Below are 25,489 nucleotides of genomic sequence, written 5' to 3' on the forward strand. Positions count from 1 at the left end.
ATCGTGCTGGCTACGTGAGGGTAGTCGGCACGATTTTATGACGACTTCTGTTAGACTGCTGAAGGTTGAAAGACGGTCTCGACGCCTCGCTTTGCGCCAAAGGTCGCGTCTCAAAGTGGCCTCATGGCCGAAACGTGCGCCACCAGGCAACTGGTTCCGCTTAACACTGCTAGGCAGTTAAGCGCCTGTGGACACACGCTTTTTAAGCGGTTGAACCCATATTTGGCGAACTCTTGGCTACGGTAGTGCGTGTTAGTAACTGTCGTCTTAGCCCCAGGTAGTAGTCACATTGACGACTCGTCTATCATTAACACAGTGTTACTGATAGGCTTCAACCTTGCCGGAGGCAGCCAGGGTGGAGCCAGCTGTGTCGGCGGTGTTGGCTGAGGTTTTTTCTCAGCCTACAGCGCGGGACGACTTGAGAGACTGGCCGGTTTTGCCAGGCTTTCAAGCGAGGTGGAAGACCGCTCCTCAGGCTGGAGCCGTTCCCCATAGCAGGTGGAACCCTGGCTGACGCAGGCGCCTGGTTTCACTAATTTTAGGTGTCAAAATGCCATCATTACGCAACCAACACGTTAATTTTAGGTTCAACCTTCAACTAAATTGCCATTAGCGGCGCCGGTGCCGGACGAACGTGAAGAAGTGCAGGATGCTGGCCAACAAGACGTAGAAAATCACCACAAACGTGGCGTACGTCAGCCAGAATTTACCAGCCGCAAAGACGCCGAACCACCAGGCTTGCAGGCCCATGGTGATCAAGGCCATGACCGCAATCATGAAGAAGAGCAATATGTAACGTTTCAAGGTATTATCATCCTTTCGTGGTCGGTCGGCAATTTTGTGCCCCCAGCGCTGACATTCGGCCAGCTTTTCGGGCCGCGGTGTGTGGTCGCCGCCCCAGGTGCCCGTGCCGACAAATTCGCCGACCTTGATCAGACCGGCCCCAGTGAGGATCCGGTCGATGGTGACGAAGGTCTGGTCGGTGATGCCAGTGAAGAAGTTTTCGGTCGAGCTGATGAAACAAGTGGTCATGCTCAGGTAGTGCTTGTCCTTGTACTTGCCAGGTAGCGTGTCGGCCACTGAATTCATCCGGACTAACCGGAAACGCATGCAGTCGAAGAATTGTTTCATGACACCGGCCATGCCGCCCCAGTAAGTCGGCACGCAGATGATCCAAAAGTCACTGGCGGCCATCTTGGCCTCAATTTCATCTAACGCCGGGCAGGGCTGTTCCTTGGTATCGGGATAAATATCGTAGTCCCGCAAAAAGACCGTATCGACCTCGGCGGTGTCTGGCAACGCCGCAATCACGGCATCCAGATAGCCGGCCGTGATGCCGTGGCGCTCATGACTCCCCAACAATGCCAAATAACGCAAACGAATCGCCTCGCTTATCTCAGTTTGGGACGGCCAGCGCAAAATACGCAAGCTGTAAACCGCCCATCACCCCAATTGGTTGATACCTCAAGTATAACGCAAACTGTTGGTGAAAAACGCTGACAAGCCTAATTTAGCGGGTGATAAGCGAGCTGAAGTTAGCGCAAAACCAGTTGCAATCATTGCCGGTAGGCCAGGGAAACGTGACAGATTGGGTGGAGTGGTTAGCGACTGACGGCCGGTGAATTGGTGTCATGGTTTTTGGCACAGCGTGAGCGAAAGGCGGGGCGCCAGATGACCGAGGACTCAGCCGTTGTGGTGAGTGCTATAAGACGCAAAAAAGCAGCGGTTCCGCTGGGGTAACCGCTGCTAAAGACAAGTGGGACTTACAAAATTTCAGTTAAAATGGCAAAGAAGCGCTGTCGAATAACGGCTTCTTGACCCGTTTTCGAAAGTTGGTAGTGCAACAGATGGCGGTCGAATTCGTGGAAGAAGACGCCAGCCATCGTCTGATAATCACTATCGTTGGTCTGATCGATTCGCTTAAAACTCCGCCACGTTGAATAAATGAGTTGGGCATTAGGAATCGCGGCTAACTCTGGAAAATGTGCTCGGATACTCTTGGTCATCGTCACGACTTGCTTTGCCCGTTCTGGTGACATCTGCATTTTAGGTGCTACGGTGGAACCAGCTGTTGCTTGCGTCATATTGGCATTCCTCCTTGAATATTTGTTGCTTCTCGACTACCTCCAGCATACCACTGTTTCACAAGTTCCGTTAAGCTGGACGCTGACATTTTGCTTAAAAAGGGTAAATCTTTACCGAAACCTGAGAAATAGAACGGAAATCCTATGTTATAATGTTTGTTTGATTAGCTTGTCATGAACAAGCACGGATTCGTTGAATTTAGAAAGTGAAAGTAGGGTGTCAAATGGCGACAAGGTCAGATCAAACTGGTAATCAAGGTAGCGCGCAGGACCAAATGGTTGCCGGGTCGGCGTGGATGACGGCCGGGAGTATTTTCTCTCGGATCCTCGGTGCAGTGTACATTATTCCCTGGAACATTTGGTTCGGCGCCTTCTACCTGCAAGGTAACGCGTTGTATGGGAAGGGCTATAACATCTACAGCTTCTTCCTGATTGCGGCGATTGCGGGGGTGCCTTCCGCGATTGCCAAACAGGTGGCGCACTACAACGCCCTGAATGAATACGGTATTAGCGTGCGCTTGTACAAACGGGGGCTAGAAATTGCCCTGGTCACGGGGATTTCAATCGCGTTACTGATGTTCTTTGGTGCGCCGCTCTTTACCGGGGGCGACCAACATCTGATTCCGGTGCTGCATTCTTTGGCCTGGGCCATCTTGATCATCCCCACGATGAGTCTCACGCGGGGGTATTTCCAAGGCTTCCAGCAAATGGCGCCGTCCGCGATCTCCCAGTTTGTGGAACAATTGGTCCGGGTCCTCTACATGTTACTGACGGCCTTCGTGATCATGCGGGTCTTAAAGGGCAACTGGGTCACCGCGGTGTCGCAATCGACCTTCGCCGCAGCCATTGGGGCGTTGGCCGGGTTACTGATTTTAGGCGTCTACTACTGGCGGCGTCGGCACTATTTCCGCGGCTTAGTCGCCAACAGTAACAACGAACTGGTGGTGCCAGCCAACCAGCTGTATAAAGAAATCATCGCCCAGGCCGTGCCGTTTATCGTGTTGGGGGCCGGCATTACGATCTTCCAACTGATCGACCAGTACACCTTTGCGCCCATCATGCATTTGGCGGGGACCTATACCGATGCGCACCTGAACGACTTATTCGCGTTATTCGGGGTCAATGCGAACAAATTAATTATGATTACGATTTCTCTGTCGTCGGCGTTGGCCGTCACTGTGGTGCCGTTACTGTCCGAGTCCTACACGCGGGGCAATAAACAAGAGATCTCGGCACAATTATCCAACGCGTTCTTGATGTTTGAATTCGTCATGATTCCCAGTGCCTTGGGGATGGCCGCCATCGCCAGTCCACTGAACCTGGTCTTTTACGGCCGGTCACACGCCGCCTTGGCCGCCTCGATTCTGGCCTTTTCGTCGTACCTGTCGATCTTACTGGGCCTGTACACAGTGGTCTCGGCGTTGATGCAAGGGATTTCGCAAAATAAGCGGGCGGTCCGCTACTTCTTGGTCGGGACCGTAGTGAAATTTGTGGTGCAATGGCCACTGGTTTACTTCCTCGGGGCCTTTGGGCCGCTGATTGCCACGGGCATCGGGTTTACCGTGACCTGTTATTTGATCATCCATTCGCTGGATCAACAATTTGGTATCAACTTTGCCCACATCGCCAAGAAGACCAATGGCATCCTACTGGTCTCATTGGGGACCTACGCACTGGCTCGCTTGGTGGCCTGGATCGGCGCCTTCAGCGGTAGTCAAGGCCGGGTGGTCAACTTCTTGATCGTGATGGTTGCGGTCATCGTGGCTGGATATTTTTACGTCTACGTCGTGTTGCGGACGCGCTTAGCCGATGCCATCTTAGGGCCGCGGGTCGCCGGGATTCGGCGCCGGTTGCACATTCGTTAGGAGGAACTTGTGATGAACATCGAACGTTATTTAACGGCCCATCGGCAGGGGACACCCGGACAGATTTTCCGGTTGTTACGCCAAGGACGGGTCACAGTCGATGACCAAGTCGTGGATTCGCCGCGGACCGACGTCACCAGTGACCAACAGGTGCGGGTGGACGGCTTGACCGTCACGGGTCGCCAACCCCAATATTTGCTCTTTAATAAACCCGTCGGCTTCGTGTTGAACCTGGAGCCGACCAGTCAGCGGAGTTTGGGGAGCCTCTTGAATCCCTTGGATCAGCAGCGGTCGCTCAAGGCATTGGCCAATCTGCCGAAAGAAGCAATCGGACTTGTTCTGGCCAGCGACGACGAACGATTCTTAGCGGACGTCGCCCGGCAAAATTGGCGGAGCATCCTGCAGATCGTCCTGGCGGGAACGACGGTGCCAGACCTGCCGGCAAACGTGGCCTTTCAAGATGTGACCAGCCGAGTGGATACGGTCCACCAGACCGTGACGGTGGCATTGACGACCACCGATGTGGCGGCCGGCGTCAGTGCGTTAAGCAACCTGGCCCATGCTAATGAGCCGGTGGTGCGTGCCCAGTTTGGCCCCGTGGCCTTGCCAGTCGATCTAGCGGTGGGTACCTACAGGGGGCTATTCGCCAACGAAATTGATGCGTTGAACGGACCACTCGACTTGAAAACAGAGTAACTGACAAATCCCTTGATGAGCCGCTGTGTTGGCGGTTCATCAAGGGATTTTTTGGTTACTATCTGAGGGCTGAATCTAAAATTAACGCGTTGATTGCCGTAACAGCGGTGTTCTGACACCTAAAATTGGTAAAACAGGTGCCTGCGTTAGCCAAGGGTTCCGCTTGCTTTGGAGAACACCTCCCGCCTGAGAAGCGGTTTTCCGGTTCGCTTGAGAGCCCGGCAAAGCTCACCAGTCTCTCAAGTCATTCCGCTGGTTCCACCCTGGCTGCCTCCGGCAGGATTGACGGCTATCAGTAACACTGTGTTAATGATAGCCGGTCGTCAATGCAGCTACTATCTGGGGTTGAGACGGCTGTTACTGGCACGCACAACCGTAGCCGAGAGTTCGCCAAATATGGGTTCAGCCGTGGGAGTTGTCTTAGTGGCACGGTTCATGCCGCTTAGACAACTGGCGTCTTTGAGACGTGTTCTTCGGCTCAAAGCGAGGCGTCGAGACCGCCTTTTGGCTCGACCCGTCCGCCCCAGCGTTCCAACCCATATTTGGCGAACGGTAGGCGGCCAGTTCTTATTGTGAGGCTGAGAATGACTATTTTTGACGTCATGAGTTAGGTGGTAACCATTGGTTTAAGCTTGTGTGCCCTCATGTGCCTTCATGAACCGTGGCAGGTCAGCGGCGATTTGGCTAGGCAAGACCACGTATTGGGTCTGGGCCAATTCTTCGGCAATGGCGCTGTGGGTGTAGACGGCGGCGCACACGGCTTGCTCTTGCGGGGTGAATTGCGCGGTGAACCCGCCAATCATCCCCGCCAGCGTGTCGCCCATGCCACCGGTGGCTTGGGCGGGCGTCCCTAATGGATTGACGTAGGTCTGCGTAGCCGTGTAGATCTCGGTACGGTGGGATTTGACCACCACGGTGGCGTGCAATCGGTCCACGGCCTGGCGATTAGCCGTCGGTGTTTGCTCGGCAATTGCGATGCCACTGAGTCGTTGCCATTCCATCTGGTGTGGCGTAAAGATTAAGTGGGCCTGGGGTAAGGCTAACTGGTGTTTGGCCACCAACGTGATGGCGGAGCCGTCGATCACCAGCGTTTGGTTGGGCGTGACCGTCCGCAAGACGTCGGTCAGAACTTGTAGGGCGGCCTCGTCCGTCCCCAAGCCGGGACCAATGACCACGACATCGGTGCCTTGGACCAACGCCTGGGTCTGACTTACGTCGGCGATATCGGCAAACATGGCTTCGGGTAGGCGGGCGTGCAGGCTTCCCTGATTGCTGGCGTCGGTGATGGTGGTGACCAGCCCGGCACCGGCGTACACGGCAGCGGCACTGGCCATCAGAATGGCGCCACCGAAGTTGCGGTTGCCGCCAATCAGTGTGACGCGACCATAAGTGCCCTTGTAGCTATCGGCCGGACGCTGGCGGATGGTGCTCGTGAGAATTTTATCCGTTAAGGTTTCCATGAAAAAAGCCTCCTCATTTTCTCTTTCAGTATAGCACGCCACTGGAAAACCCGGCCGTCTCAGGTGAATTGTGATTTTGCCAGTGAAATCGGCTTACATTTGGCGGGCGATATGCTAGAATTATGCTAAGGTTAGTTTGAAAACGCTTTTGACGCGGAGAACCGCGGGCGATGACAAACGCGTGACCATAAACCGGACGTGAGGTCCGAATAAATGAAGGAGGTCCAATCATGGCAATTGATTGGCAAAAGCTATCTGAACACTACCGGGAGGACTATATCGCTGATCTGACCACCTTGGTCGGTATCGACAGTTCTCGTGATGACTCAAAGGCCACCGATGAGTATCCCTTGGGACCAGGTCCAGCTAAAGCTTTGATCGCATTTTTAGGCTTGGCGGAACGCGACGGTTTTAAAACCAAGAATCTGGATAATTTAGCCGGCTACGTCGAATACGGTTCGGGTGAAGACACGCTGGCAATCCTGGGGCACGCCGACGTGATGCCAGCAGGCAAGGGGTGGCACACAGATCCCTTTACCCTGACGGAAAAAGACGGTAACTTGTACGGCCGGGGGACCTCAGATGATAAGGGGCCTGCCTTGGCAGCTTACTATGGGTTAAAGATGTTGAAAGATCAAGGCATCGACCCTAAGATCAAGATCCGCTTCATTATTGGGACCGACGAAGAAAGCGACTGGACGGGGATGAACCATTACCTCGACTTGGAACCAGCACCAACGCTGGGCTTCTCACCGGATGCTGAATTCCCCCTGATCAACGGTGAAAAAGGGAACGTGACCTTCACGACCAATTTTGCCGGGACCAACGGTGGGGAATTGACCTTAGTCGATTTTGAATCCGGTCTGCGAGAAAACATGGTGCCGCGTGATGCCGAAGCCACGGTGACGGGCGCCGACAATGACCAATTGGTTGCGGCATTCAAACAATTCTTAGACCAAGTGCCCGTTACCGGGGAAACGACGGTTGACGCGCAAGGTTTGCATTTTGAAGTGATCGGTAAAGCGGCTCACGGGATGGAACCCAAAAACGGCATCAACGCGGGGACTTATCTGGCCAGTTTCTTGAACGACTACAATTTCGGAGGCGATGCGGCCGATTTCTTGAGCCTGCTAGCTAACGAATTGCACGATGATTCACGCGCGCACAAGTTAGGCATTGCCTTCACGGATAAAGTGATGGGTGATTTGACCATGAACGTGGGTGTGCAAACGTTTAAGGCCGACCAAGGGGCGTTGATCAACACCAACTTCCGGTACCCAACTGGGACAGGGGCGGCCGACATTAAAGCCGGACTGACCAAGGCGACAGCTAACATGGCGGCGACCATCAAGCAGGGTCGCGAAATGGTGCCCCATTACGTTGACCCAAGTGACCCAATCGTGGCCACGTTGATGGACGTTTACCGGCAACAGACTGGCGACATGACCGCCCAACCCGAAGTTGTGGGTGGTGGAACTTACGGTCGGTTGATGAAGCGTGGGGTCGCCTTTGGGGCCTTGTTCCCCGGCACGGCCGACACCATGCACCAGGCCGATGAATTTCAACCGGCAGCCGACTTGTTGAAGGCCATGGCGATTTACGGTCAGGCCATTTATGAATTGACCAAGTAGGCTGATCGGCGAAGGAGTGAGAATGATGGCCGCAGAATATAAGCATATTTTAGTCGGCGTCGATGGGTCGCGGCAGGCACGTCGGGCATTGGACAAAGCCATTGCGGTGGCCGTGCGTAACCAGGCTGAGCTGATCATCGTTACCGTCATGAGTGGCGGCGATTACGTCGGCCTGGGTAGCGATACCCAGGTGGGCTTCGGCTACGTTGACCAACGGGTGATGGACGAATCGCGGCAAAAATTGGAAGCGACGGTCGATAAATACCGGCGGCGGGCCCAAGATGCGGGCGTCGAACAGGTGGTTACCGCTGTCTTCTACGGTCACGCGAAGGTTGACTTGGCAAAAACATTGCCCGAGGAATATCAGGCCGACCTGATCATGCTAGGCGCCACCGGGGTCAACGTGGTGGAGCGCATGTTGATGGGGTCGACGGCGAGTTACGTCGTGGCCAATGCCATCTGTGACGTGTTGATCGTCCGGACGGATATTCACAACCAGGCGCAGAGTTTGAAAAAAATCGCAGAATAATTGCACTGACACAAAAGGGGCTGTGGCGAAATGTCATAGTCCCTTTTGTTGTAGGTTTGGTTGGTAATTGAAGATTAAAAATTACGGGTCGCCGACTTGGCCAACGCATCAAAATGGGCGTCGAATTGGGCCTGGTCGACCTGCGTCACTAGGGTGATGGGGCGACCGTTCGGCGTCAGAAATGTTCGCCCGGCGCCGTGGCCAGTGGTCAGAACGTCGCCGTGAACGACTTTGCTAGTGACGATTTCCGGGTAGCGACTGGTCAGGGCGGTCAAGACGTCCCAGAGGTAGTAGGTGGAATCGGCTTCGAAGGCCATGACTAACGAATAGCCGTAGCCAATCAGTTCCATGGCGGGGTATTTGCGAAGGCTGGCCCAATGCTGGCGGCGCTCGGCGGTCAGTGGAATCTGGTCAGTACTTTCTAGGCCAATCATGACGATGTCTAGGGGACTGTCCCAAACGGTCTTGACGGCTTCGGGGTCCCAAAAGGCGTTCCATTCCATGGTGCCGTCTTGGTCGGGTTCGCCGACGTTACCTTGGTTGTTCATGGTGCCGCCCATCCAGTAGAGCTTGTCGATCTTATCAGTGATGGTGGGGTCGATGGCCAGTGCCCGGGCGAGGTCTGTCAGCGGGCCGGTCATCACCAGGGTCGTTTTGCCTGGGGTGGCTTGCAGCTTGTCGATCAGGTCTAGGTGGGCCGGGGCGCTAGCTTGCGGGGTCGTGACGTGGCCACGTTCGTTTAGCACTGGGAAGTTGTCAAATGAATAGGCCGACAGCCGCCAGTTTTGCGGGAATTGATGCACGGGCCGGGAATCAGATACAGCCACACTGAGCGGTTGCTGTGGGTCGCCAAACAGGTCGATGATCTTGCGTGAGGCCGCCGCGGCAGGTTCGACGTATGAATCCGCACCCACCACACTGACTCCGGTCAAATGGATATCGGGCATTTGGAGCAGTAATAACAGTGAGACCAAGTCGTCGACGTTACCATCGTGATTAAAATAGACATTTTGCAAAACGAGCACCCCTTAATCAATATCAAATTTTAAAAAGTATAGCATGAATGTTAATAATTTGGTAGGGACATCGGCGATATTTTTATTTTTATGATAACGTAAAACGATAAACACGAACGATAAACCGATTTACGCATCTTTACGGGCAGAAAAAAAGCGCCAGCCCTGAGGGACTAACGCAACAAGTTATTCTGATTAAAGTTAAAGTCGGTGAATATCTAAGACACTGCCGGTTTCGGCATCGGCCACGAACTGGTATTGCACCAGCTGGTCGTCTTCATAGCGGGTAATGCCGCCGTAGTAGACGCGTGACTTGACCGCAAACTTTTGAAACGGGACCGCGTGCTTTTCAATCCAGGCACCCTCGATAGGAGATTCTTGCCGGAATTGGCGTTTGACCTGTTCCAAAATATCGTCTGGGTTGAGCCGGTTAGCGCCGAAAAAGCGCGTGATGAAAACGCCCATTAAGCCCCCGAGTACCCCGGTGAGACTTAGTTGATACAATTGTCCGTTCTTAGCAGCCATGCTACCGCCTCCTAATTTCTGTGGGCATGCTTCCCATCACTTCTTGCCCCTAGTATAGCAATGATTGCGCGGAAGTTCCCGTAAAAAGGCAGATTTTTCGCAAATTTCTTGATTAGTGGGTAAATTGGCGCACTTTCCTCGTGCCAACGGGCCGGTAAACCCACTGTGGCCGGTTTACAAACAAAAACCGTGTATATTTAGCCAGTCATGCTATAATGGTTGATGTTAACTTTTAAAACTAACTGAAAAAGGAGTGCTCATTCATGGAACAATTACCCAAGATGTCTGCTGCGGATTTAAAGGACGTTGTTAAAGAAGGCAAAACCATGTTGTTCTTCTCAGCGACCTGGTGCCCAGATTGCGCCTTTATCAAGCCCGCAATGCCAGAGATCGAAGCAGAATATCCTGACTACACCTTTATTGCCGTCGACCGGGATGAAAACATCGACCTGGCGGTAGAGCTGAACGTTTTCGGCATTCCTAGTTTCATTGCTTATGCCGATGGCCAAGAAATTGGTCGGTTAGTGAACAAGGATCGTAAGACTAAAGCAGAGGTAGAAGAATTCATCAATTCTTTGACGACCAACGCCAACTAAACCCGTTGGAAAGGATTCAGACATGTTAATTGCTAGTTACAACCCTAAAGAATTAGGGGATACTTTGATTGTTGTTGTTGCGCAGGATTCAGCGACCCAAGCCCACACGGTACGGGACAATATCGCGCGGATCTATGATGCAGCGACGGAAAAGACCTTAGGCTACAACTTCTTGAAAGTCTCTGACATCTTGCCAGAGATCAGTGGCAACGGCCAGGTCGATTTGTCGGCTGATGATGTGGCGGCATTGAATACCGCCTTGGAGGACGCTGGCTTTGCTGGTGAATTGGTCGCAGAGACCAGTTCGCGCTTCGTGGTGGGCTACGTGAAATCGGCCAAACCGCACCCTGACTCCGATCACTTGCTGGTGACGGAGACCGTCGTGGATAACGACGAGTCCCTGCAAATCGTGAGTGGGTCACCGAACATGCAGGCTGACATCAAGGTGGTCGTGGCCAAAGTTGGGGCCATGATGCCCAACGGTCTGATCATCTGGCCCGGTGAACTCCGCGGCGTTGCCAGCAACGGGATGATCTGTTCTGGTCGTGAGCTCAAGCTTGCCAATGCCCCGCAGAAACCAGGCGCCTTGATCTTGCCGGACGACTACACGGTCGGTGAACCGTTTGACTTCGAACGCGGTCAAAGTATTTTCAAAAATTAAGAAGATTATTACAAAGCAGGTGAACCCTTGTCGGTTGCCTGCTTTTTTGTGTACAATAGGGGAGACTGCCAATTTGGCAATGGATTGTCACCAGAACGGATGGCAAGTAGCGTCTGGAATTAAAAAATAATAAAAAGAGAGATTCAGGGAATGAGTTAAGTGGCCGTCAAGTTGGCGGCGTCTCCTCCCAAGAGTCGTGAAAGTCGACGGGTGCGCTCGTCAAGGAGGAAGAAACACATGGAGCACTATGATGGACCGGCATTTTATCGCAAATTTCCGGTAAAACCGACCCCTGATCAAATGGAAGATACCACGGATGACCGGTCACAACGACAGGTCAAGCTCCGTAAAGAACGTAACGATCGCCTGCGGATTCGCCAGGAGCGGGAAGAAAAGCGCGAATCGGCGGCTCAAAGCGCAGCCCAAGAGGTTTTGCACCACACCCAACGGCGTCAGTCTGCGGCATCAACGCCCGCCACGGCGGCGAAAACGCCGGAACAGGCCGCAGCCGCAGCCAGTGCCAATTACCGGCCGTTTGCGGTCACCCCGGTACCCAAGCAACGGCAACGGGTGTGGCAACCGTCCGTGATTCGGCAGCGCTATCAAAGACTGGTCGTTAAGTTACGGAAGTCAAATGACAGCTTCCTGTTATTGGGAACGGCGGCGGATGAAGCCGCTTTAGCCGCACAGGACTCCCTAAAAGACCAGCCTGAACCGGCGCCAACGGAAGTCTTTTTGCCCGACGAATCGGCGGCTCCGGCGACTACCACGGACGCAGTGGCAACGCCAGCAAAGCCTGCGGCAACGGACACAGAACCGCAAGAAGCAGAACCGCAAGAAGCAGAACCGCAAGAAGCAGAACCGCAAGAAGCAGAACCGCAAGAAGCAGAACCGCAAGAAGCAGAACCGCAAGAAGCAGAACCAACACCTGAACAACCGGCCTCTGCAGCCTCTGTAGCGGACGACACCGTCGATTCAGCGGCCGCAATCGCCACTTCGGCGGCTCCGGCTAATGAAGGTACCGCGTCGTCTGTAACCACTACCACTGCGGCGACTACTGTAGCGCCAGCATCCGCTGGGGATGAAACGCCAGCCGCTGCCCCAAGCAAGCAAGCGGTCGTGGGCCCAACGGAGGTCTTTTATCCAGAACCGCAGGCGCAAACATCGACGGATAGCGGAGCTTATTTGCCAGTCGATAATCCAGTACCGGCACACTCGGCTGCCAGTGAAACGTCCGCTACGCCAGCCGCCAAGTCAGCGCACTCCGGTGAAACGGTGGTCATTCAACCGACCCAACCGGTGGCTAGTGAAACGCCTGCTGACACACTCAAACCGACGACCGCAACCGGTGAACCTACTGAGACAGCCGAAGTTGCGGAAACGAGCGATACACCTGACAAGACTGAATCAACCGCTACCAAAGAATCAGCTGAAACCAATGAAACAACCGAAACCAATGAACCAACGGAAAAAGCAACAGAGCCTGCAGAGGTCACAGCACCTGAATCACCGGCAACTGCCGAGTCAACATCTGCGGTTACCCCTTCAGTGAGCGCGCCGTCTTCAGCCGCAACCAATCAGCGCCCAGCCGAGGTCGATCAATTGCTGGACCGGGCAACGGCAGCCACAAATACCACTGGGCCGGCTGCTTCGTCGACTGCCGCACCACAATCGGCGGCTGCCAAGCCAACACCGAAGCCTAAGGCCAAGCCGAGTCGCGGCCTGGGACATTCCTTAGGCGACATCATGCAAGAAGAGGGGAACGACCAGCGCAATCTGGCCTTGTTTGACCGACCGACGGCGCCCGCGGAACCGGCCGACACGACGCCGGCGCGCGGTTATCATTTCCCAGATCTGGCGCTGTTGCCGAAACCGGTCGTGCCGGATGAAGAGGCCTTGGACGAGTGGATCGAACACCAAGCCGAGGTGCTCGATGCCACGTTGAGTGCCTTTCACGTCGACGCCCACGTCACGGACTGGACGGTGGGGCCGACCGTGACGCAGTTTCAGATCAGTTTGGCACTGGGGGTCAAGGTCAATAAGATTACGAACCTAAACGATGACTTGAAGCTTGCCCTGGCAGCCAAGGACATTCGGATCGAGGCACCGATTCCCGGGAAGACGACGGTCGGTATTGAAATTCCGAACCTGAAATCACGCCCCGTCATGCTCTCGGAAATCCTGAACTCGGCGGCCTTTAAGAAGAGCGAATCACCGTTGACGGTGGCCTTAGGGGTCGACCTCTTTGGCCAACCCCAGGTCACGGACTTGCGCAAGATGCCGCACGGTTTGATCGCCGGGGCTACGGGTTCCGGGAAGAGTGTGTTCATTAACTCACTGCTATTGTCGATTTTGTACAAGGCCACGCCGCAACAGGTCAAGCTCTTACTGATTGACCCGAAGGCCGTGGAAATGGCGCCTTACGATGGGTTGCCTCACCTGTTGTCGCCCGTGATCTCTGATCCAAAGGCCGCCGCGGCAGCCCTCAAGTGGGTCGTCACGGAAATGGACGAGCGTTACGAAAAGCTCGCCGCGGCGGGCGTCCGCAACATTGAACAATTTAACGACCGGGCCGACGCCAATGACGAACCCGGGCTGAAGATGCCATACATCGTGATCATCATTGACGAATTAGCCGATCTGATGATGATGGCGGCCAGTGAGGTACAAGATTACATCGTCCGCATCACGCAAAAGGCACGGGCCGCTGGAATCCATTTGTTAGTGGCCACACAACGGCCAAGTGTCGACATCGTGACCGGGACCATCAAGAACAACATCCCGACGCGAATCGCCTTCATGGTCTCCAGTCAGATCGATTCGCGGACCATTTTGGACACGGCCGGGGCTGAAAACCTGTTGGGTCGCGGGGACATGCTGTACCTGGGCAACGGGGCCAGTCAACCAATGCGGCTGCAAGGGGCCTTCGTCGAATCTGAAGTCGATGGCGTCACCGACTTCGTGCGGACACAAGGCAAGCCGCAGTATGCCTTTTCACCCAAGGGACTCTTACAACGGGAAACGGCCGAGGAGAATCAAGACGAGCTATTGCCGAAGGTCCTGGCATACATTTCCCAAGAAAAGACGGTTTCGACGTCCAAGCTCCAACGGGTCTTCTCGATTGGCTACAACCGCGCTGCCAACCTGATCGACGACTTAGAACAGCACCATTATGTGTCACCGCAGCACGGGTCCAAACCCCGGGAGGTCTACTTGACGCCCGATGACTTGGGTAAGGACTTGCCAGAGCCTCATGACCAGGGTGCACCATTTTCATCCTAGGTTGAGGAGGCCTCACTGCCTTTCTCCCCGTGATTTCTTTTAAGCGGGTGGGGGATATGCTAGAATAAGAAAAGAGTCACTCAGACGGTTTGGGGGAGTAGTGGCCTGACCGAAAGAGTAGAAAAGAGGATCATTTAATGGATAACGCAACGGTTTACCACTTTGTTGGAATTAAAGGATCAGGGATGAGTGCCCTGGCCCTGATTTTGCACGATAAGGGTTTTAAGGTTCAAGGTTCAGATATCACCCAGTACACGTTCACACAACGGGGACTGGAAAAAGCCGGGATCGACGTCATGGCCTTTGATGAAGCCAATATTCACGAGGGCTTGACGGTCATTGCGGGGAACTCCTTTACGGATGAACACCCAGAAATCAAGAAGGCCCGGGAAATGGGTCTGCCCGTTTACCGTTACCATGAATTCTTAGGTCACCTGATTGAAGGCTACACGAGTATTGGGGTGGCTGGTGCGCACGGGAAGACCAGTACGACTGGCCTGTTATCCCACGTGTTGAGTGGGGTAGCGCCAACGTCTTATCTGATTGGTGATGGAACGGGGAAGGGGACGCCTAATGCCCGCTTCTTCGTCTACGAAGCCGATGAGTACCGGCGCCACTTCCTGGCCACTAAGCCAGACTACGCCATCATGACCAACATCGACTTCGATCACCCCGACTACTACACGGGCATCGATGATGTTTACAGTGCCTTTGAAACCTGGGCCAACCAGGTCAAGAAGGGTATCTTTGCTTGGGGGGATGACCCTGAGTTGCGTAAGCTCAAGACCGACGTGCCGGTTTACTACTACGGCACCAAGGACCGCGACGATTTCCAAGCTAAAAATATCAAACGTTCGACGACCGGCTCCAACTTTGATGTTTACCATGGTGATGAATTCTTAGGCAACTTTGAAATTCACCTGTATGGTGAACACAACGTCTTGAACAGCCTGGCTGTCATTGCCGTTTCCTACTTTGAAAAGGTCAACATGGACGAAATCAAGCGTGAACTGGCCAACTTCAAGGGTGTTAAGCGGCGGTTTACGGAACGTAAGCTGGCCGACATGACCATCATTGACGACTACGCCCACCATCCATCCGAAATCAAGGCCACCTTGGATGCTGCTCGGCAAAAGTACCCGGACAAGGAAATCATTGCGGTCTTCCAGCCGCATACGTTCAGTCGAACGATTGCGTTGATGGACGACTTCGCCAAGAGTTTGAACCTGGCCGACCGGGTCTTTTTGACCAACATCTTCAGCTCCGCACGGGAAACTGCCGGGGCGGTCTCCAGTAAGGACTTAGCCGCAAAAATCGCTAAGGGTGGCGACATTTTGACGGTTGATAACATGTCCCCATTATTGGATTTCCATGACGCGGTCGTGGTCTTCATGGGTGCCGGCGACGTGCAGAAGTACGAACGGGCTTACGAAGAATTATTAAGTCATTTATCACTGAAAAATAACTAAATTTATGGGCACTGGTGGGCGAATCGTCGCTGATCGGTGCCCTTTTTGATCGGCTGATTGGTCTGGACCGCTAATCGGGTAAACGGATTTTTGTCGAAATGACTATCCGGATGAATCACTGTTACAACGGGCATTTAACGCACTTAACCCATTCGTTAGATATGAGTTGCACTTTTCTGAAGAATCTGTATTCTAGTAAATTAAGGACGCGTATCGTCCTTAATTTTTTTCAGGGGAGCGAGTGCTAGTGGAAGTTGGAACACAACACAATTGGTGGTATAACCAGTTATTCACCAATTGGAAGAAGTTTGAGGTTATTTACGTGTCGATCTTGATTTTGCTGCAGGTCGTGGTCTATGTGATCGTGCCCGACAGCGTGATTGGGATGGTGTCCGGTGTCGGCGGGGTCTTGTGCCTGGTCTACGGGATGAAGGGACGTAAGATTTCGTTTATTTTTGGGTTCATTCAATGTGTCGCCATGACGTATGTGGCCTGGATCAGCCATGCCTACGGGTCTTTTGCAATGGATATTATTTATGTTATTTCCCAACCCATCGGCTGGTACATGTGGGGGCATGACGAAGCGACCCGGTCCTTTAAGAAAACGACCAGAAACTGGATCTTTGCGGCGGCCTTTGTCGCTTGGGCCCTTGGCTGGTTGGTCTTGTCCCTGTTGCACGGTCAATTGCCATACTTTGATTCGGTCAACTTCGTGGTGAGTTTGATTGCCCAACTGCTCTACATCATGAAGTTCAAGGAAAATTGGTCCCTGTGGATCGTGGTCAACGTGGTCAACGTCTTGTATTGGAGTATTCTGACCTTCCAGATTCTCACGGGAGCCACCAACGTCGGGACGTTGGGCGCCAACCTTTCCCAGGTGGCCTTGCAGATTGCCCTATTATTTAACGCCGTTTACGCCAATAAGGTGTGGGCAAGTGGCGAGGCCGATAACGAAGGGGGTGCCGGTCAATCTGCGGCTAAGTAACGTGGCCATTACGCGACAATTCTTTTCCAGTTCTGAACACATTACTTGTGTTTACTATTAGATTTGGTAAAATATACTCTAATAACCCTGTGGCTGGTTCATCAATTGTGATGGCTAAGGCAGGAATTGATTTGAAAAAGAAGGAGCGTTTCAATGAACAACTATGATCAGCAACCCCGGACGACAGTAAACACTGAGGTCGGCCTCAACAGCTTTATGACTAAAATGTTTGGCTGGATGGCTGCGGCCGTGTTGGTCTCTGCAGTGACGGCGTACTTGATGATCCCAATGGCAAGTCAAGCCCAGGGCTTACACGGTGCCGGTCTTTGGTTACCTATTATCGTCTGGTTTATTTTACCGTTCGTCATTAGTGGACAATCGATGAAACGACCAACCGTCGCTTTAGTCGGGTTGTTTGTTTACGCGGTGATCACCGGTGGGGTCATTTCGACCTACGCCATGGTCTTCAGCATCAATACGATGGCCGCGGCCTTTGTCTCCAGTGCGGCAGTCTTCGTGACGATGGCCGGTATCGGGGCTTTCACCAAGAAAGACTTGACCAAGATTGGGACCCAAGCTACGGGGGCCTTGATCGGGTTAATCGTGGCGATGATCGTGAACATGTTCTTGCGGATGCCATTGGCGTCCTTGATCTTATCCTTCGCCGCAGTCATTATCTTCTCAGCACTGACAGCCTGGGATACGCAACGGATGCAGAAGATGTATCTGCAATACGGTGACCAAGTCTCCACGACTGGGTTGGCCGTCAACGGGGCCTTACAACTGTACTTGGACTTCGTTAACTTATTCTTACAACTCTTACAAATTTTCGGAATCTTTGGTGGCAACAACGACTAAAGGTTACGCAGAAAAGCCTGGGACGAAAGCGCCCAGGCTTTTTGTGTCACCGGAAGTCGAGACATAGCTAAAACGACGGCGTCTTAATGCCTAAAAAATCACTGAGATTGGGATCCTGCGATAAGCAGCGATTGGGAAATGCGGCCGGCTCGAGAAATAGCTTGGTGGTTGACTATGAAGCCTGACACTTCCAGTTGCTAAAGGGTGCCCATCTCTGGCTGACGCTGACAGGTTGGCGAACGGTAGGCGGCCAGCGCGGACTATGGGACCGAGCAGCAAGTGCTTCCATGCTTTTCAGAGATTTCTTTTCGGGTTTACCTGGTTTTTTGGTAAAATAGATTTAGAATACTCGAGCCCGGCTGACCGCGGCTCGAAAGGAGCGTAACATGGCGGAAAAACGATTATTATTGATTGACGGAAACAGTGTCACGTTTAAGGCCTTCTTCGCGTTGTACACGGCGTTGGGTAAGTTCACCAACAGCGAGGGGCTGCACACGAACGCCATTTACGGCTTCAACACGATGCTAGAGATCATGTTGGACAAGGTCAAGCCCACCCACGCCTTGGTGGCCTTTGATGCGGGCAAGACGACATTTCGGACGAAAATGTATGACGACTACAAGGGCGGCCGGGCCAAGACGGCGCCGGAACTGTCCGAGCAATTCCCGTATGTCAAGGAACTCTTAGCGGCACGGGGCATTCAGACTTATGAACTGCCCAACTATGAGGCGGATGACATCATTGGGACCTTGGCCAAGCAGGCTGAGGAAAACGGCTTTACCACGACCATCGTGACCGGGGACCGGGACCTGACGCAACTGGCCGATGACCACACCACGGTGTCCATTTCTAAACGCGGGGTCACGGATATTGAGCACTACACGCCGGCCTACGTGAAGGAAAAGATGGGCGTGACGCCGAGTCAGATCATTGATATCAAGGGGTTGCAGGGGGATAATTCGGATAATTACCCTGGCGTGACTGGCGTGGGTCCCAAGCGCGCCGTGGATTTGATTGGCAAGTACGGCAGTATTGAAAACCTGTACGATCACATCGACGAGATCACTGCGAAGAAGCTCAAGGAACATTTGGTCGCGGACCACGACGAGGCGCTCCTGTCGAAAAAATTGGCGACGATTCTCCGGGATGCGCCAGTGACCAAGCAGGTAAACGACCTGACGTATCAGGGAGACGACCAGGAAAAATTAGTCGAATTCTACCAACGCATGAACTTCAACCAATTCTTGAGCAAAATGCGCATTGATGGTGAGGCACCAACTGCCACCCCCGGTCTAAAAGACGTGGACTTTACGGTCTTGAAGGCCGACAATCTCCAGACACTGCCGGCCTTTGCGGATGGCTGTGAATTCTACTTGGAAATGTTGGGGGACAACTACCATCTGGCCGACTTCGATGGCTTCGTGATCGGTCACGAGGATCATTGGTGGGTCAGCCGCGACGCCAGCCTCTTACAGCAGGCCCCGTTAAAAGGGTTGTTAGAGTCCGCTGACGTGGCCAAACAGGTCTTTGACGCCAAACGGACTTACGTGGCCTTGAATCGCTTAGGCATCACGTTAGCGGGAGTTGACTGTGACCTGTTGATCGTGTCCTATTTGTTGAACACCTATGACAACAGCAATGACCTGGGACGGGTGGCCATGGAACACGGCTATCACCAGGTAGCTACTGACGAAGACGTTTACGGCAAGGGCGCCAAGGAAGCCATTCCAGCCGACGACGTGGACTTCTTCTCGCATCTGGCACGCAAGGCGCGGGCCATTGAACAGCTGCGGCCGCAATTAGTCAAGGAACTGGCCGATAATGAACAAACGCAATTGTACCGTGATATCGAATTGCCCATGGCGTTCGTGTTGGCCCGGATGGAAATCGCTGGGATCACGGTGGAGGCCAGTGAACTCGAGGCCATGGGCAGTAAGTTCACCGAACAGCTAGCCGAGATCGAGCAGACCATTTACAACGAAGCCGGCGAGGAATTTAACATTGGTTCGCCCAAGCAATTGGGGCACATCCTGTTTGAAAAGATGGGTTTGCCGGTCATCAAGAAGACCAAGACCGGGTACTCCACGGCGGTCGGCGTGCTGGAAAAGCTGGCGGCTGAGGCACCGATTGCCGAAAACATTTTGAAATACCGCAAGATTGCCAAGATTCAGTCGACCTACGTTGAGGGCCTGTTGAAGGTGATTCATCCCGACGATCACAAGGTGCACACGCGTTACCTGCAGACGTTGACGCAAACGGGACGGTTGTCTTCGGTCGACCCGAACCTGCAAAACATTCCGGTGCGTAACGAAGAGGGCAGAGCCATTCGGAAGGCCTTCGTGCCGCGTCATCCGGGGTGGCAGATCTTCTCGTCTGACTATTCGCAAATCGAGTTGCGGGTCCTCGCGCACATGAGTCATGACGCCAACATGCAAGAGGCCTTCCGCGAGGGTGAAGACATTCACGCGGCCACGGCCCGGCGAATCTTTAAGATGGGTCCCGACGAAGAGGTGACCCCGAACATCCGGCGCCAAGCCAAGGCGGTCAACTTTGGCATCGTCTACGGTATCAGTGACTTTGGCCTGTCCCAAAACATTGGTATTACCCGTAAACAAGCCAAGGCTTTCATCGATACTTATTTTGAGGAATATCCTGGCGTCAAGGCCTACATGGATCGGATGGTCCAACAGGCCAAGGAACAGGGATACGTGGAGACGATTGCCCATCGGCGGCGGTATTTGCCAGACATCAATTCGCGTAACTTCAATCAGCGGTCATTTGCTGAACGGACGGCCATGAACACGCCAATTCAAGGAAGTGCCGCCGACATTATTAAGATTGCCATGATCCAGATGGAAGATGCCATCAAGGATCTGCAGGCCACGATGTTGATGCAGGTCCACGATGAACTGATCTTTGAGGCCCCTGCCGAAGAGATTGAGACGTTGGCCAAGTTGGTGCCTAGCGTGATGGATTCAGCCGTTAAGCTGGAGATCCCGCTGAAGGTGGAAAGCCACTACGGTCCGACCTGGTACGACGCGAAATAGCGGTAAGGGAGACGATAAGCGATGCCAGAATTACCTGAAGTTGAAACGGTTCGACGGGGATTGACCCGCCTGGTTCAAGGCGCCACGATCGACCACGTTGACGTCTATTATGGAAAAATGGTCACGCCGGAAGCCGAAGTGTTTACCGCGGAGTTGATTGGCCGGCAGATCGAGCGTATCGACCGGCGGGGCAAGTACCTGTTATTTCGCTTTAGTGGCGAGCTGACGATGGTCTCGCATTTGCGGATGGAAGGCAAATATGACGTGCAACCGACCGGCAGTCCCATTACCAAGCACACCCATGTGGTCTTTCATCTGACCGATGGGCGCGACCTGCGCTACACGGACACCCGTAAGTTCGGCCGCATGCGTCTGGTGCCGACGGGAACGGAAGGCACGGCCTTACCATCATTGGGCAAATTGGGACCAGAACCCACCGAAGCCACGCTGACGCTGGCGTATATGCAACAGATCTTTCACAAGTCACACAAGGTGGTCAAGCCCTTCTTGCTCGATCAGTCGAAAATCGCGGGGTTGGGCAACATTTATGCTGATGAGGTGCTGTGGCTGTCGAAGATCAATCCCTTAACGCCGGCCGACGAACTGTCCGATGACCAGTTAGAGACGCTACGGCAAAGTATTATTACGGAAATTGGCCTGGCCATTCAGGGTCACGGGACCACCGTGCATTCGTTTTCCACGGCCTTTGGCGAAGCGGGGCAATTTCAAAACCACCTGCATGTCTATGGCCGCGAGGGGGAACCCTGTGAGCGTTGCGGGACCGAAATCGTGAAAATCAAGGTGGCCCAGCGAGGGACGCACTATTGCCCGCGGTGTCAGCCGGTGCCGCTAGACGCATTGGAGGCGTTGACAGATGACTGAGGTATGGGGATTGACCGGGGGCATTGCGACGGGAAAATCGACCGTGAGCGCGTGGCTGCGCGCGGCGGGCATTCCCGTGATCGATGCCGACATCATTGCCCGGCAAGTCGTTGCGCCCAAAACGCAGGGTCTGCAGCAGATTGCGCAGACCTTTGGGGCGGACTTCGTGACGGAAGCGGGCTTGGACCGGAAGAAATTGGGCCAGTGGGTCTTCACCCAGCCGGCCGAATTGAAGAAGCTGGAAGCCATTACGGCACCGTTGATTCAAGCGCAGATTCGCCGAGAATTAGCGGCGGCCAAGGCCCAACAAGTGCCGGTCGTCATGATCGACGCGCCAACTTTTTTTGAGGTAGGTTACCTGATTCATCTGGTCGATCACGTCATGGTCGTAGCGACCGATGTGCCAACACAAAAGCAGCGGTTAATGGCGCGTGACGGGCTTTCGGCGGCGGATGCACAGGCGCGAATGGATCGGCAGTGGCCGCTTGCTAAGAAAATCGCGCAGGCCACCGTGGTTATTGATAACGGGGGAACGATTGCCCAAACACGCCAACAAGTGGTAAAATGGCTTGACGCCAATAAGTTTGGCAACAGTAACCATTTAAAACGAGGTGAACAATAATGCAGTGTCCACACTGTCATCATAATGGATCGCGGGTCGTTGATAGTCGACCCACCGACGACGGGCGCGTGATTCGCCGCCGTCGTGAGTGCGAGAACTGTGGTTTTCGGTTCACGACGTTTGAGCGGGTTGAAGTTACGCCGCTGCTAGTGATCAAGAAAAATGGGACGCGAGAAGAGTTCAATCGGGAGAAGATCCTGCGAGGCATCATTCGTTCCGCTGAAAAACGCCCAGTGGGCATGGATGTCATGACCAATATCGTCGACGAAGTGGAAAACAAGATTCGCGCGTTAGGCGTCAATGAGATCTCCAGTCAGTTGATTGGGGAATACGTCATGAATCGTCTGGTCGACGTTGACGAAATCGCCTACATTCGCTTTGCCAGCGTTTATCGGCAATTCAAGGATACCGGTGTCTTCTTCAACGAGTTGAAGGATATGCTGGCCAAAGACAAACAAAAAGAAAAAAAGCATGAATCAGACCAGGGACAAAGTGAGGCGAAGTAAAGCATGGAAAATTCCTGGCACCAATTAAAACCACGAACGGGCTTTTTGGTGCGGTTAGCGGATCGCTTGACCGATCAGAGTTGGCAAACGTTGACCCAGCTTTACCAGCCGATTGTGGGACCGAGTGCCGCGGGGCTGTACTCGGCCCTTTTTTGGCTTCCCAAACGCGGGGAGTACCAGCGCCATGCCACCTTGTTGGGGTTGCTGGGGATGGACCTGGCACATTTCTACGAGGCGCGCTTGCGGCTGGAAGCGACCGGCTTGCTGACGACCAAGGTCAAAACGTCAGGGGAGCTGACCAGTTTCGTTTACGAATTGCAGGCGCCCTTAGCTCCGGCAGATTTTTTCCGCGATGATTTATTGAGCGTGCAGCTGCTCGGTGTAATCGGCGAAGAGGCCTACCGGACGCTGGTGACCGTCAATACCGTGAAACCGCAAACTGCGTCAGATGAACAAGACATTACCAAGAACTTTCTCGACGTCTTTCACGTGGATGGTCAGGAACTCAACCGCTTACCGGCCGCCATTACGGCCACACGCGAAGACCTCCCCAATGACGACGCCGCGCCGGCATTGACGCCGACGTCCCACGAGGATTTTGACTTCAAATTGCTGGGGGAAATCTTGGAACATTCGTTCATCGACACCAAGGCGTTGCGTAGCTACCGGCAATTGCTCTTGACGGAGCACGCCACCTATAACCTGGATGAGGTGACCATGGCCAGATACGTGGGGGATGCCACGGATCTGGCGACCAATCAATTTGACCCTGAGCAGTTCAAACGCGTGATTGCCCAAGACTTCTCGCGGCAACACCGGGGTCAGCCAGCGGCCACATCCCCAACGACGACCCAGCCCACTGGTGAGCGGCTGAGTTCGGCCGAGCAAACGTTGATCACCGTGGCCAGCAAGTCCGTGCCCGCCTTATTTTTGCAAGGCATCAAACAAAAGAACGGCGGGTTCGTGACGGATGGCGAACAGCGAATCGTCCGCGACCTGGTCAGTCGTCAGTTGTTTCCCGATGCCGTCTTGAATCTCATGATCTATCACGTGTTGGTCGATGAAGAACGGCCGACGTTGAACAAAAACTTGATGGATACGATTGCAAACGACTGGAGTAAGAGCAAAGTGACGACGCCGCAGTTGGCCATCAAGAAGATTCGTGAACGGCAACAGGCGGCCCAACAGCCGCGGCAATCTCGTCGCCGGCAACCGACCGTCAAGGAGACGCTGCCGGATTGGGCCAAAAAGCCCGCTGCCAAGCCGTCCGCGACACAAGCCAAGCTATCCGAGCAGCAACAAAAGCAGTTGCAGGCGCGGATCGCCAAGCTCCAAGCACACAGTAACGATGGGAAGGAGGCATAACCGATGGAAGACTTGAGTAAGACCATGCAACAGTTAATGAATCAGCGGCATTTGAACGATAATTACCGGCAGTTGATGGCGAAGGTCTACGATGACCCCACGGTAACGGCCTTTTATCAGGCACACCGTGATGAGTTGGCCGACGACGTCTTGACGCGCTCGGCCGCCAAGCTGTACGAATTCGTCAGTGAACGCGAAAAATTGGCCAACGGGGGGACGACCTTTGCGACGGGCTATGAACCCCAGCTGATCGTTTCCAACCACCTGATCGACGTGGCCTACGTGCCGACCAAGGAAACGCAGGAAAAACAGGCCCAGCAGCAATTGCGGCAACGGGTGAAGTCTATCGCCATGCCCAAGAGCATTCGCGAGGCTGATTTGAAAAATTTTGACCAAGATCCGGACCGCGCGGAAGCCTTAATGGCCGCGCTAGATTTCGTCGATGCTTACGAGGCCAGTCCTAAACGGCGTCACCAGGCCCTGTATTTGGCGGGGAGCTTTGGTGTCGGTAAGACCTACCTGCTGGCCGCCGTCGCCAACCAATTAGCCGCTGATGGGTTCTCCACCACGTTAGTTCACTTTCCCAGCTTTGCCGTGGAAATGAAAAACGCCATCGCGCAAAATGGAGTGGCGGAAAAGCTGGACGCCTTGAAGAAGTCGCCGGTCCTCATGATTGATGATATCGGGGCCGATGCCATGTCCGCGTGGGTGCGTGACGACGTGTTAGGCGTGATCCTGGAATACCGGATGCAAGAAGAACTGCCAACGTTCTTTAGCTCCAACTTCTCCATGGAACAGCTGGAAAAAGAACACCTGCGAATCTCCACGCGGGGGGATGACGAACCGTTGAAGGCTCAGCGGCTGATGCAACGCATTCGTTTCTTGGCCCGGGAAATCACGATGGTTGGAGTGAACCGGCGTCCGCAGTAGGCACATCATCTGGCCTTGATGCGTCGCGGGGCGAGTATCATCTGAAGGCTGAACCTAAAATTAGCGCGCTGATTGCCGTAATGACGGCGTTCTGACACCTGAAATTGGTGAAACTAGGCGCCTGCGTCAGGCTAGGATGGGGCTTGCTCTGGTGAACGCTTCCAGCCTGAGGGGGCGGTCTTCCGGTTCGCTTGAAAACCTGGCAAAACTTGACTAAAAATCCCGCTGAGCAGCCACTAAATCTTAAGAGAAATCCTTGACAATCGCTGCCGGCAAGTGTTTAATAGTCTGTGAAACCAAAAGAGCTATGACGAAAGACATGGTGTTTACGGGATCGTTCACAGGAAGAGTTGGCCTAGCTTGGAAGCCGACTTAGCGACCGCAAACATTACCACTTTCTATCAGCTGTCGAGAGGAAATTTTCGGCCGGTCCGTCCCGTTATCAACGACTAGAGTTCACGGGACCAGTCTCGTGAAAAA

At 53.8% G+C, this 25,489-nt stretch carries 21 protein-coding genes; 16 read left to right on the forward strand and 5 right to left on the reverse strand.

The window, feature by feature from the left end:
- Positions 1-609: 609 nt before the first annotated feature.
- Positions 610-1,377: a flavodoxin family protein gene (locus tag LKH74_RS00175; RefSeq protein WP_287708044.1), complete on the reverse strand. Its 768-nt coding sequence runs from the start codon at positions 1,375-1,377 to the stop codon at positions 610-612.
- 386 nt (positions 1,378-1,763) lie between these two features.
- Positions 1,764-2,084: a hypothetical protein gene (locus LKH74_RS00180; protein WP_135368006.1), complete on the reverse strand. Its 321-nt coding sequence runs from the start codon at positions 2,082-2,084 to the stop codon at positions 1,764-1,766.
- Between the two features lie 224 nt (positions 2,085-2,308).
- On the opposite strand from LKH74_RS00180, the gene LKH74_RS00185 reads away from it, so the two are divergent.
- Together LKH74_RS00185 and LKH74_RS00190 are read left to right on the forward strand one after the other, a co-directional pair.
- Complete coding sequence (locus tag LKH74_RS00185; RefSeq protein WP_287708043.1) at positions 2,309-3,949, forward strand: putative polysaccharide biosynthesis protein; 1,641 nt, start codon at positions 2,309-2,311, stop codon at positions 3,947-3,949.
- Positions 3,950-3,961: 12 nt separating this feature from the next.
- Positions 3,962-4,645, forward strand: coding sequence for a 16S rRNA pseudouridylate synthase (locus LKH74_RS00190; protein WP_287708042.1), 684 nt, complete (start codon positions 3,962-3,964; stop codon positions 4,643-4,645).
- Positions 4,646-5,271: 626 nt separating this feature from the next.
- Here LKH74_RS00190 and LKH74_RS00195 read toward each other — a convergent pair.
- Complete coding sequence (locus LKH74_RS00195; protein ID WP_287708041.1) at positions 5,272-6,105, reverse strand: NAD(P)H-hydrate dehydratase; 834 nt, start codon at positions 6,103-6,105, stop codon at positions 5,272-5,274.
- Between the two features lie 230 nt (positions 6,106-6,335).
- On the opposite strand from LKH74_RS00195, the gene pepV reads away from it, so the two are divergent.
- Complete coding sequence (gene pepV, locus LKH74_RS00200) at positions 6,336-7,736, forward strand: dipeptidase PepV (protein ID WP_287708040.1); 1,401 nt, start codon at positions 6,336-6,338, stop codon at positions 7,734-7,736.
- Positions 7,737-7,761: 25 nt separating this feature from the next.
- Positions 7,762-8,265 (forward strand): universal stress protein, encoded by a 504-nt coding sequence (locus LKH74_RS00205; RefSeq protein ID WP_135368001.1) that lies wholly within the window; start codon positions 7,762-7,764, stop codon positions 8,263-8,265.
- A 74-nt stretch (positions 8,266-8,339) separates the two neighbouring features.
- Here the strand turns inward: LKH74_RS00205 and LKH74_RS00210 are convergent, their stop codons facing one another.
- Both LKH74_RS00210 and LKH74_RS00215 read right to left on the reverse strand, forming a co-directional pair.
- Complete coding sequence (locus LKH74_RS00210) at positions 8,340-9,281, reverse strand: nucleoside hydrolase (protein WP_287708039.1); 942 nt, start codon at positions 9,279-9,281, stop codon at positions 8,340-8,342.
- Positions 9,282-9,482: 201 nt separating this feature from the next.
- The gene (locus LKH74_RS00215) at positions 9,483-9,806 is read right to left on the reverse strand and encodes a PepSY domain-containing protein (protein WP_135367999.1); all 324 of its coding nucleotides are present in this window, start codon (positions 9,804-9,806) and stop codon (positions 9,483-9,485) included.
- Between the two features lie 263 nt (positions 9,807-10,069).
- Between LKH74_RS00215 and LKH74_RS00220 the strand changes: the two genes are divergently transcribed.
- From LKH74_RS00220 to dnaI, 12 genes are all read left to right on the forward strand, one after another.
- The gene (locus LKH74_RS00220; RefSeq protein WP_135367998.1) at positions 10,070-10,402 is read left to right on the forward strand and encodes a thioredoxin family protein; all 333 of its coding nucleotides are present in this window, start codon (positions 10,070-10,072) and stop codon (positions 10,400-10,402) included.
- A 22-nt stretch (positions 10,403-10,424) separates the two neighbouring features.
- Positions 10,425-11,063: a YtpR family tRNA-binding protein gene (gene ytpR / locus LKH74_RS00225; RefSeq protein WP_135367997.1), complete on the forward strand. Its 639-nt coding sequence runs from the start codon at positions 10,425-10,427 to the stop codon at positions 11,061-11,063.
- Positions 11,064-11,300: 237 nt separating this feature from the next.
- Entirely contained in the window at positions 11,301-14,345 is a 3,045-nt protein-coding gene (locus LKH74_RS00230) for a DNA translocase FtsK (RefSeq protein WP_287708038.1), read from the forward strand.
- A gap of 137 nt (positions 14,346-14,482) precedes the next feature.
- Positions 14,483-15,814 carry a UDP-N-acetylmuramate--L-alanine ligase gene (gene murC / locus LKH74_RS00235; RefSeq protein ID WP_287708037.1) on the forward strand — a complete coding sequence of 444 codons (1,332 nt, stop codon included), beginning with the start codon at positions 14,483-14,485 and terminating at the stop codon, positions 15,812-15,814.
- A 247-nt stretch (positions 15,815-16,061) separates the two neighbouring features.
- Positions 16,062-16,799, forward strand: a complete 738-nt coding sequence (pnuC, locus tag LKH74_RS00240; RefSeq protein WP_135367994.1) for a nicotinamide riboside transporter PnuC — start codon at positions 16,062-16,064, stop codon at positions 16,797-16,799.
- A 153-nt stretch (positions 16,800-16,952) separates the two neighbouring features.
- Entirely contained in the window at positions 16,953-17,657 is a 705-nt protein-coding gene (locus tag LKH74_RS00245) for a Bax inhibitor-1/YccA family protein (RefSeq protein ID WP_135367993.1), read from the forward strand.
- A gap of 386 nt (positions 17,658-18,043) precedes the next feature.
- Complete coding sequence (polA, locus tag LKH74_RS00250) at positions 18,044-20,704, forward strand: DNA polymerase I (RefSeq protein WP_287708036.1); 2,661 nt, start codon at positions 18,044-18,046, stop codon at positions 20,702-20,704.
- Between the two features lie 21 nt (positions 20,705-20,725).
- Positions 20,726-21,586, forward strand: coding sequence for a DNA-formamidopyrimidine glycosylase (gene mutM / locus LKH74_RS00255; protein WP_287708035.1), 861 nt, complete (start codon positions 20,726-20,728; stop codon positions 21,584-21,586).
- Positions 21,579-22,208 carry a dephospho-CoA kinase gene (coaE, locus tag LKH74_RS00260; RefSeq protein ID WP_287708034.1) on the forward strand — a complete coding sequence of 210 codons (630 nt, stop codon included), beginning with the start codon at positions 21,579-21,581 and terminating at the stop codon, positions 22,206-22,208. Before mutM ends, coaE begins: the two co-directional genes overlap by 8 nt.
- Positions 22,208-22,714 carry a transcriptional regulator NrdR gene (nrdR, locus tag LKH74_RS00265; protein ID WP_135367989.1) on the forward strand — a complete coding sequence of 169 codons (507 nt, stop codon included), beginning with the start codon at positions 22,208-22,210 and terminating at the stop codon, positions 22,712-22,714. Before coaE ends, nrdR begins: the two co-directional genes overlap by 1 nt.
- 3 nt (positions 22,715-22,717) lie before the next feature.
- Positions 22,718-24,079, forward strand: a complete 1,362-nt coding sequence (locus LKH74_RS00270; RefSeq protein ID WP_287708033.1) for a replication initiation and membrane attachment family protein — start codon at positions 22,718-22,720, stop codon at positions 24,077-24,079.
- A gap of 3 nt (positions 24,080-24,082) precedes the next feature.
- Complete coding sequence (dnaI, locus tag LKH74_RS00275) at positions 24,083-25,009, forward strand: primosomal protein DnaI (protein ID WP_287708032.1); 927 nt, start codon at positions 24,083-24,085, stop codon at positions 25,007-25,009.
- The last annotated feature ends 480 nt before the right edge of the window (positions 25,010-25,489 follow it).

The organism is Levilactobacillus sp. (assembly GCF_022646225.1).
Lineage (GTDB): Bacteria > Bacillota > Bacilli > Lactobacillales > Lactobacillaceae > Levilactobacillus > Levilactobacillus suantsaiihabitans.

What these genes read in the sequence shown, in the direction of transcription:
- LKH74_RS00180 (WP_135368006.1), bottom strand. Translation starts at nt 2,084, where the DNA reads ATGACGCAAGCAACAGCTGGTTCCACCGTAGCACCTAAAATGCAGATG.
- LKH74_RS00185 (WP_287708043.1), top strand. Translation starts at nt 2,309, where the DNA reads ATGGCGACAAGGTCAGATCAAACTGGTAATCAAGGTAGCGCGCAGGAC.
- LKH74_RS00190 (WP_287708042.1), top strand. Translation starts at nt 3,962, where the DNA reads ATGAACATCGAACGTTATTTAACGGCCCATCGGCAGGGGACACCCGGA.
- LKH74_RS00195 (WP_287708041.1), bottom strand. Translation starts at nt 6,105, where the DNA reads ATGGAAACCTTAACGGATAAAATTCTCACGAGCACCATCCGCCAGCGT.
- pepV (WP_287708040.1), top strand. Translation starts at nt 6,336, where the DNA reads ATGGCAATTGATTGGCAAAAGCTATCTGAACACTACCGGGAGGACTAT.
- LKH74_RS00205 (WP_135368001.1), top strand. Translation starts at nt 7,762, where the DNA reads ATGGCCGCAGAATATAAGCATATTTTAGTCGGCGTCGATGGGTCGCGG.
- LKH74_RS00215 (WP_135367999.1), bottom strand. Translation starts at nt 9,806, where the DNA reads ATGGCTGCTAAGAACGGACAATTGTATCAACTAAGTCTCACCGGGGTA.
- LKH74_RS00220 (WP_135367998.1), top strand. Translation starts at nt 10,070, where the DNA reads ATGGAACAATTACCCAAGATGTCTGCTGCGGATTTAAAGGACGTTGTT.
- ytpR (WP_135367997.1), top strand. Translation starts at nt 10,425, where the DNA reads ATGTTAATTGCTAGTTACAACCCTAAAGAATTAGGGGATACTTTGATT.
- LKH74_RS00230 (WP_287708038.1), top strand. Translation starts at nt 11,301, where the DNA reads ATGGAGCACTATGATGGACCGGCATTTTATCGCAAATTTCCGGTAAAA.
- murC (WP_287708037.1), top strand. Translation starts at nt 14,483, where the DNA reads ATGGATAACGCAACGGTTTACCACTTTGTTGGAATTAAAGGATCAGGG.
- LKH74_RS00245 (WP_135367993.1), top strand. Translation starts at nt 16,953, where the DNA reads ATGAACAACTATGATCAGCAACCCCGGACGACAGTAAACACTGAGGTC.
- polA (WP_287708036.1), top strand. Translation starts at nt 18,044, where the DNA reads ATGGCGGAAAAACGATTATTATTGATTGACGGAAACAGTGTCACGTTT.
- mutM (WP_287708035.1), top strand. Translation starts at nt 20,726, where the DNA reads ATGCCAGAATTACCTGAAGTTGAAACGGTTCGACGGGGATTGACCCGC.
- coaE (WP_287708034.1), top strand. Translation starts at nt 21,579, where the DNA reads ATGACTGAGGTATGGGGATTGACCGGGGGCATTGCGACGGGAAAATCG.
- nrdR (WP_135367989.1), top strand. Translation starts at nt 22,208, where the DNA reads ATGCAGTGTCCACACTGTCATCATAATGGATCGCGGGTCGTTGATAGT.
- LKH74_RS00270 (WP_287708033.1), top strand. Translation starts at nt 22,718, where the DNA reads ATGGAAAATTCCTGGCACCAATTAAAACCACGAACGGGCTTTTTGGTG.
- dnaI (WP_287708032.1), top strand. Translation starts at nt 24,083, where the DNA reads ATGGAAGACTTGAGTAAGACCATGCAACAGTTAATGAATCAGCGGCAT.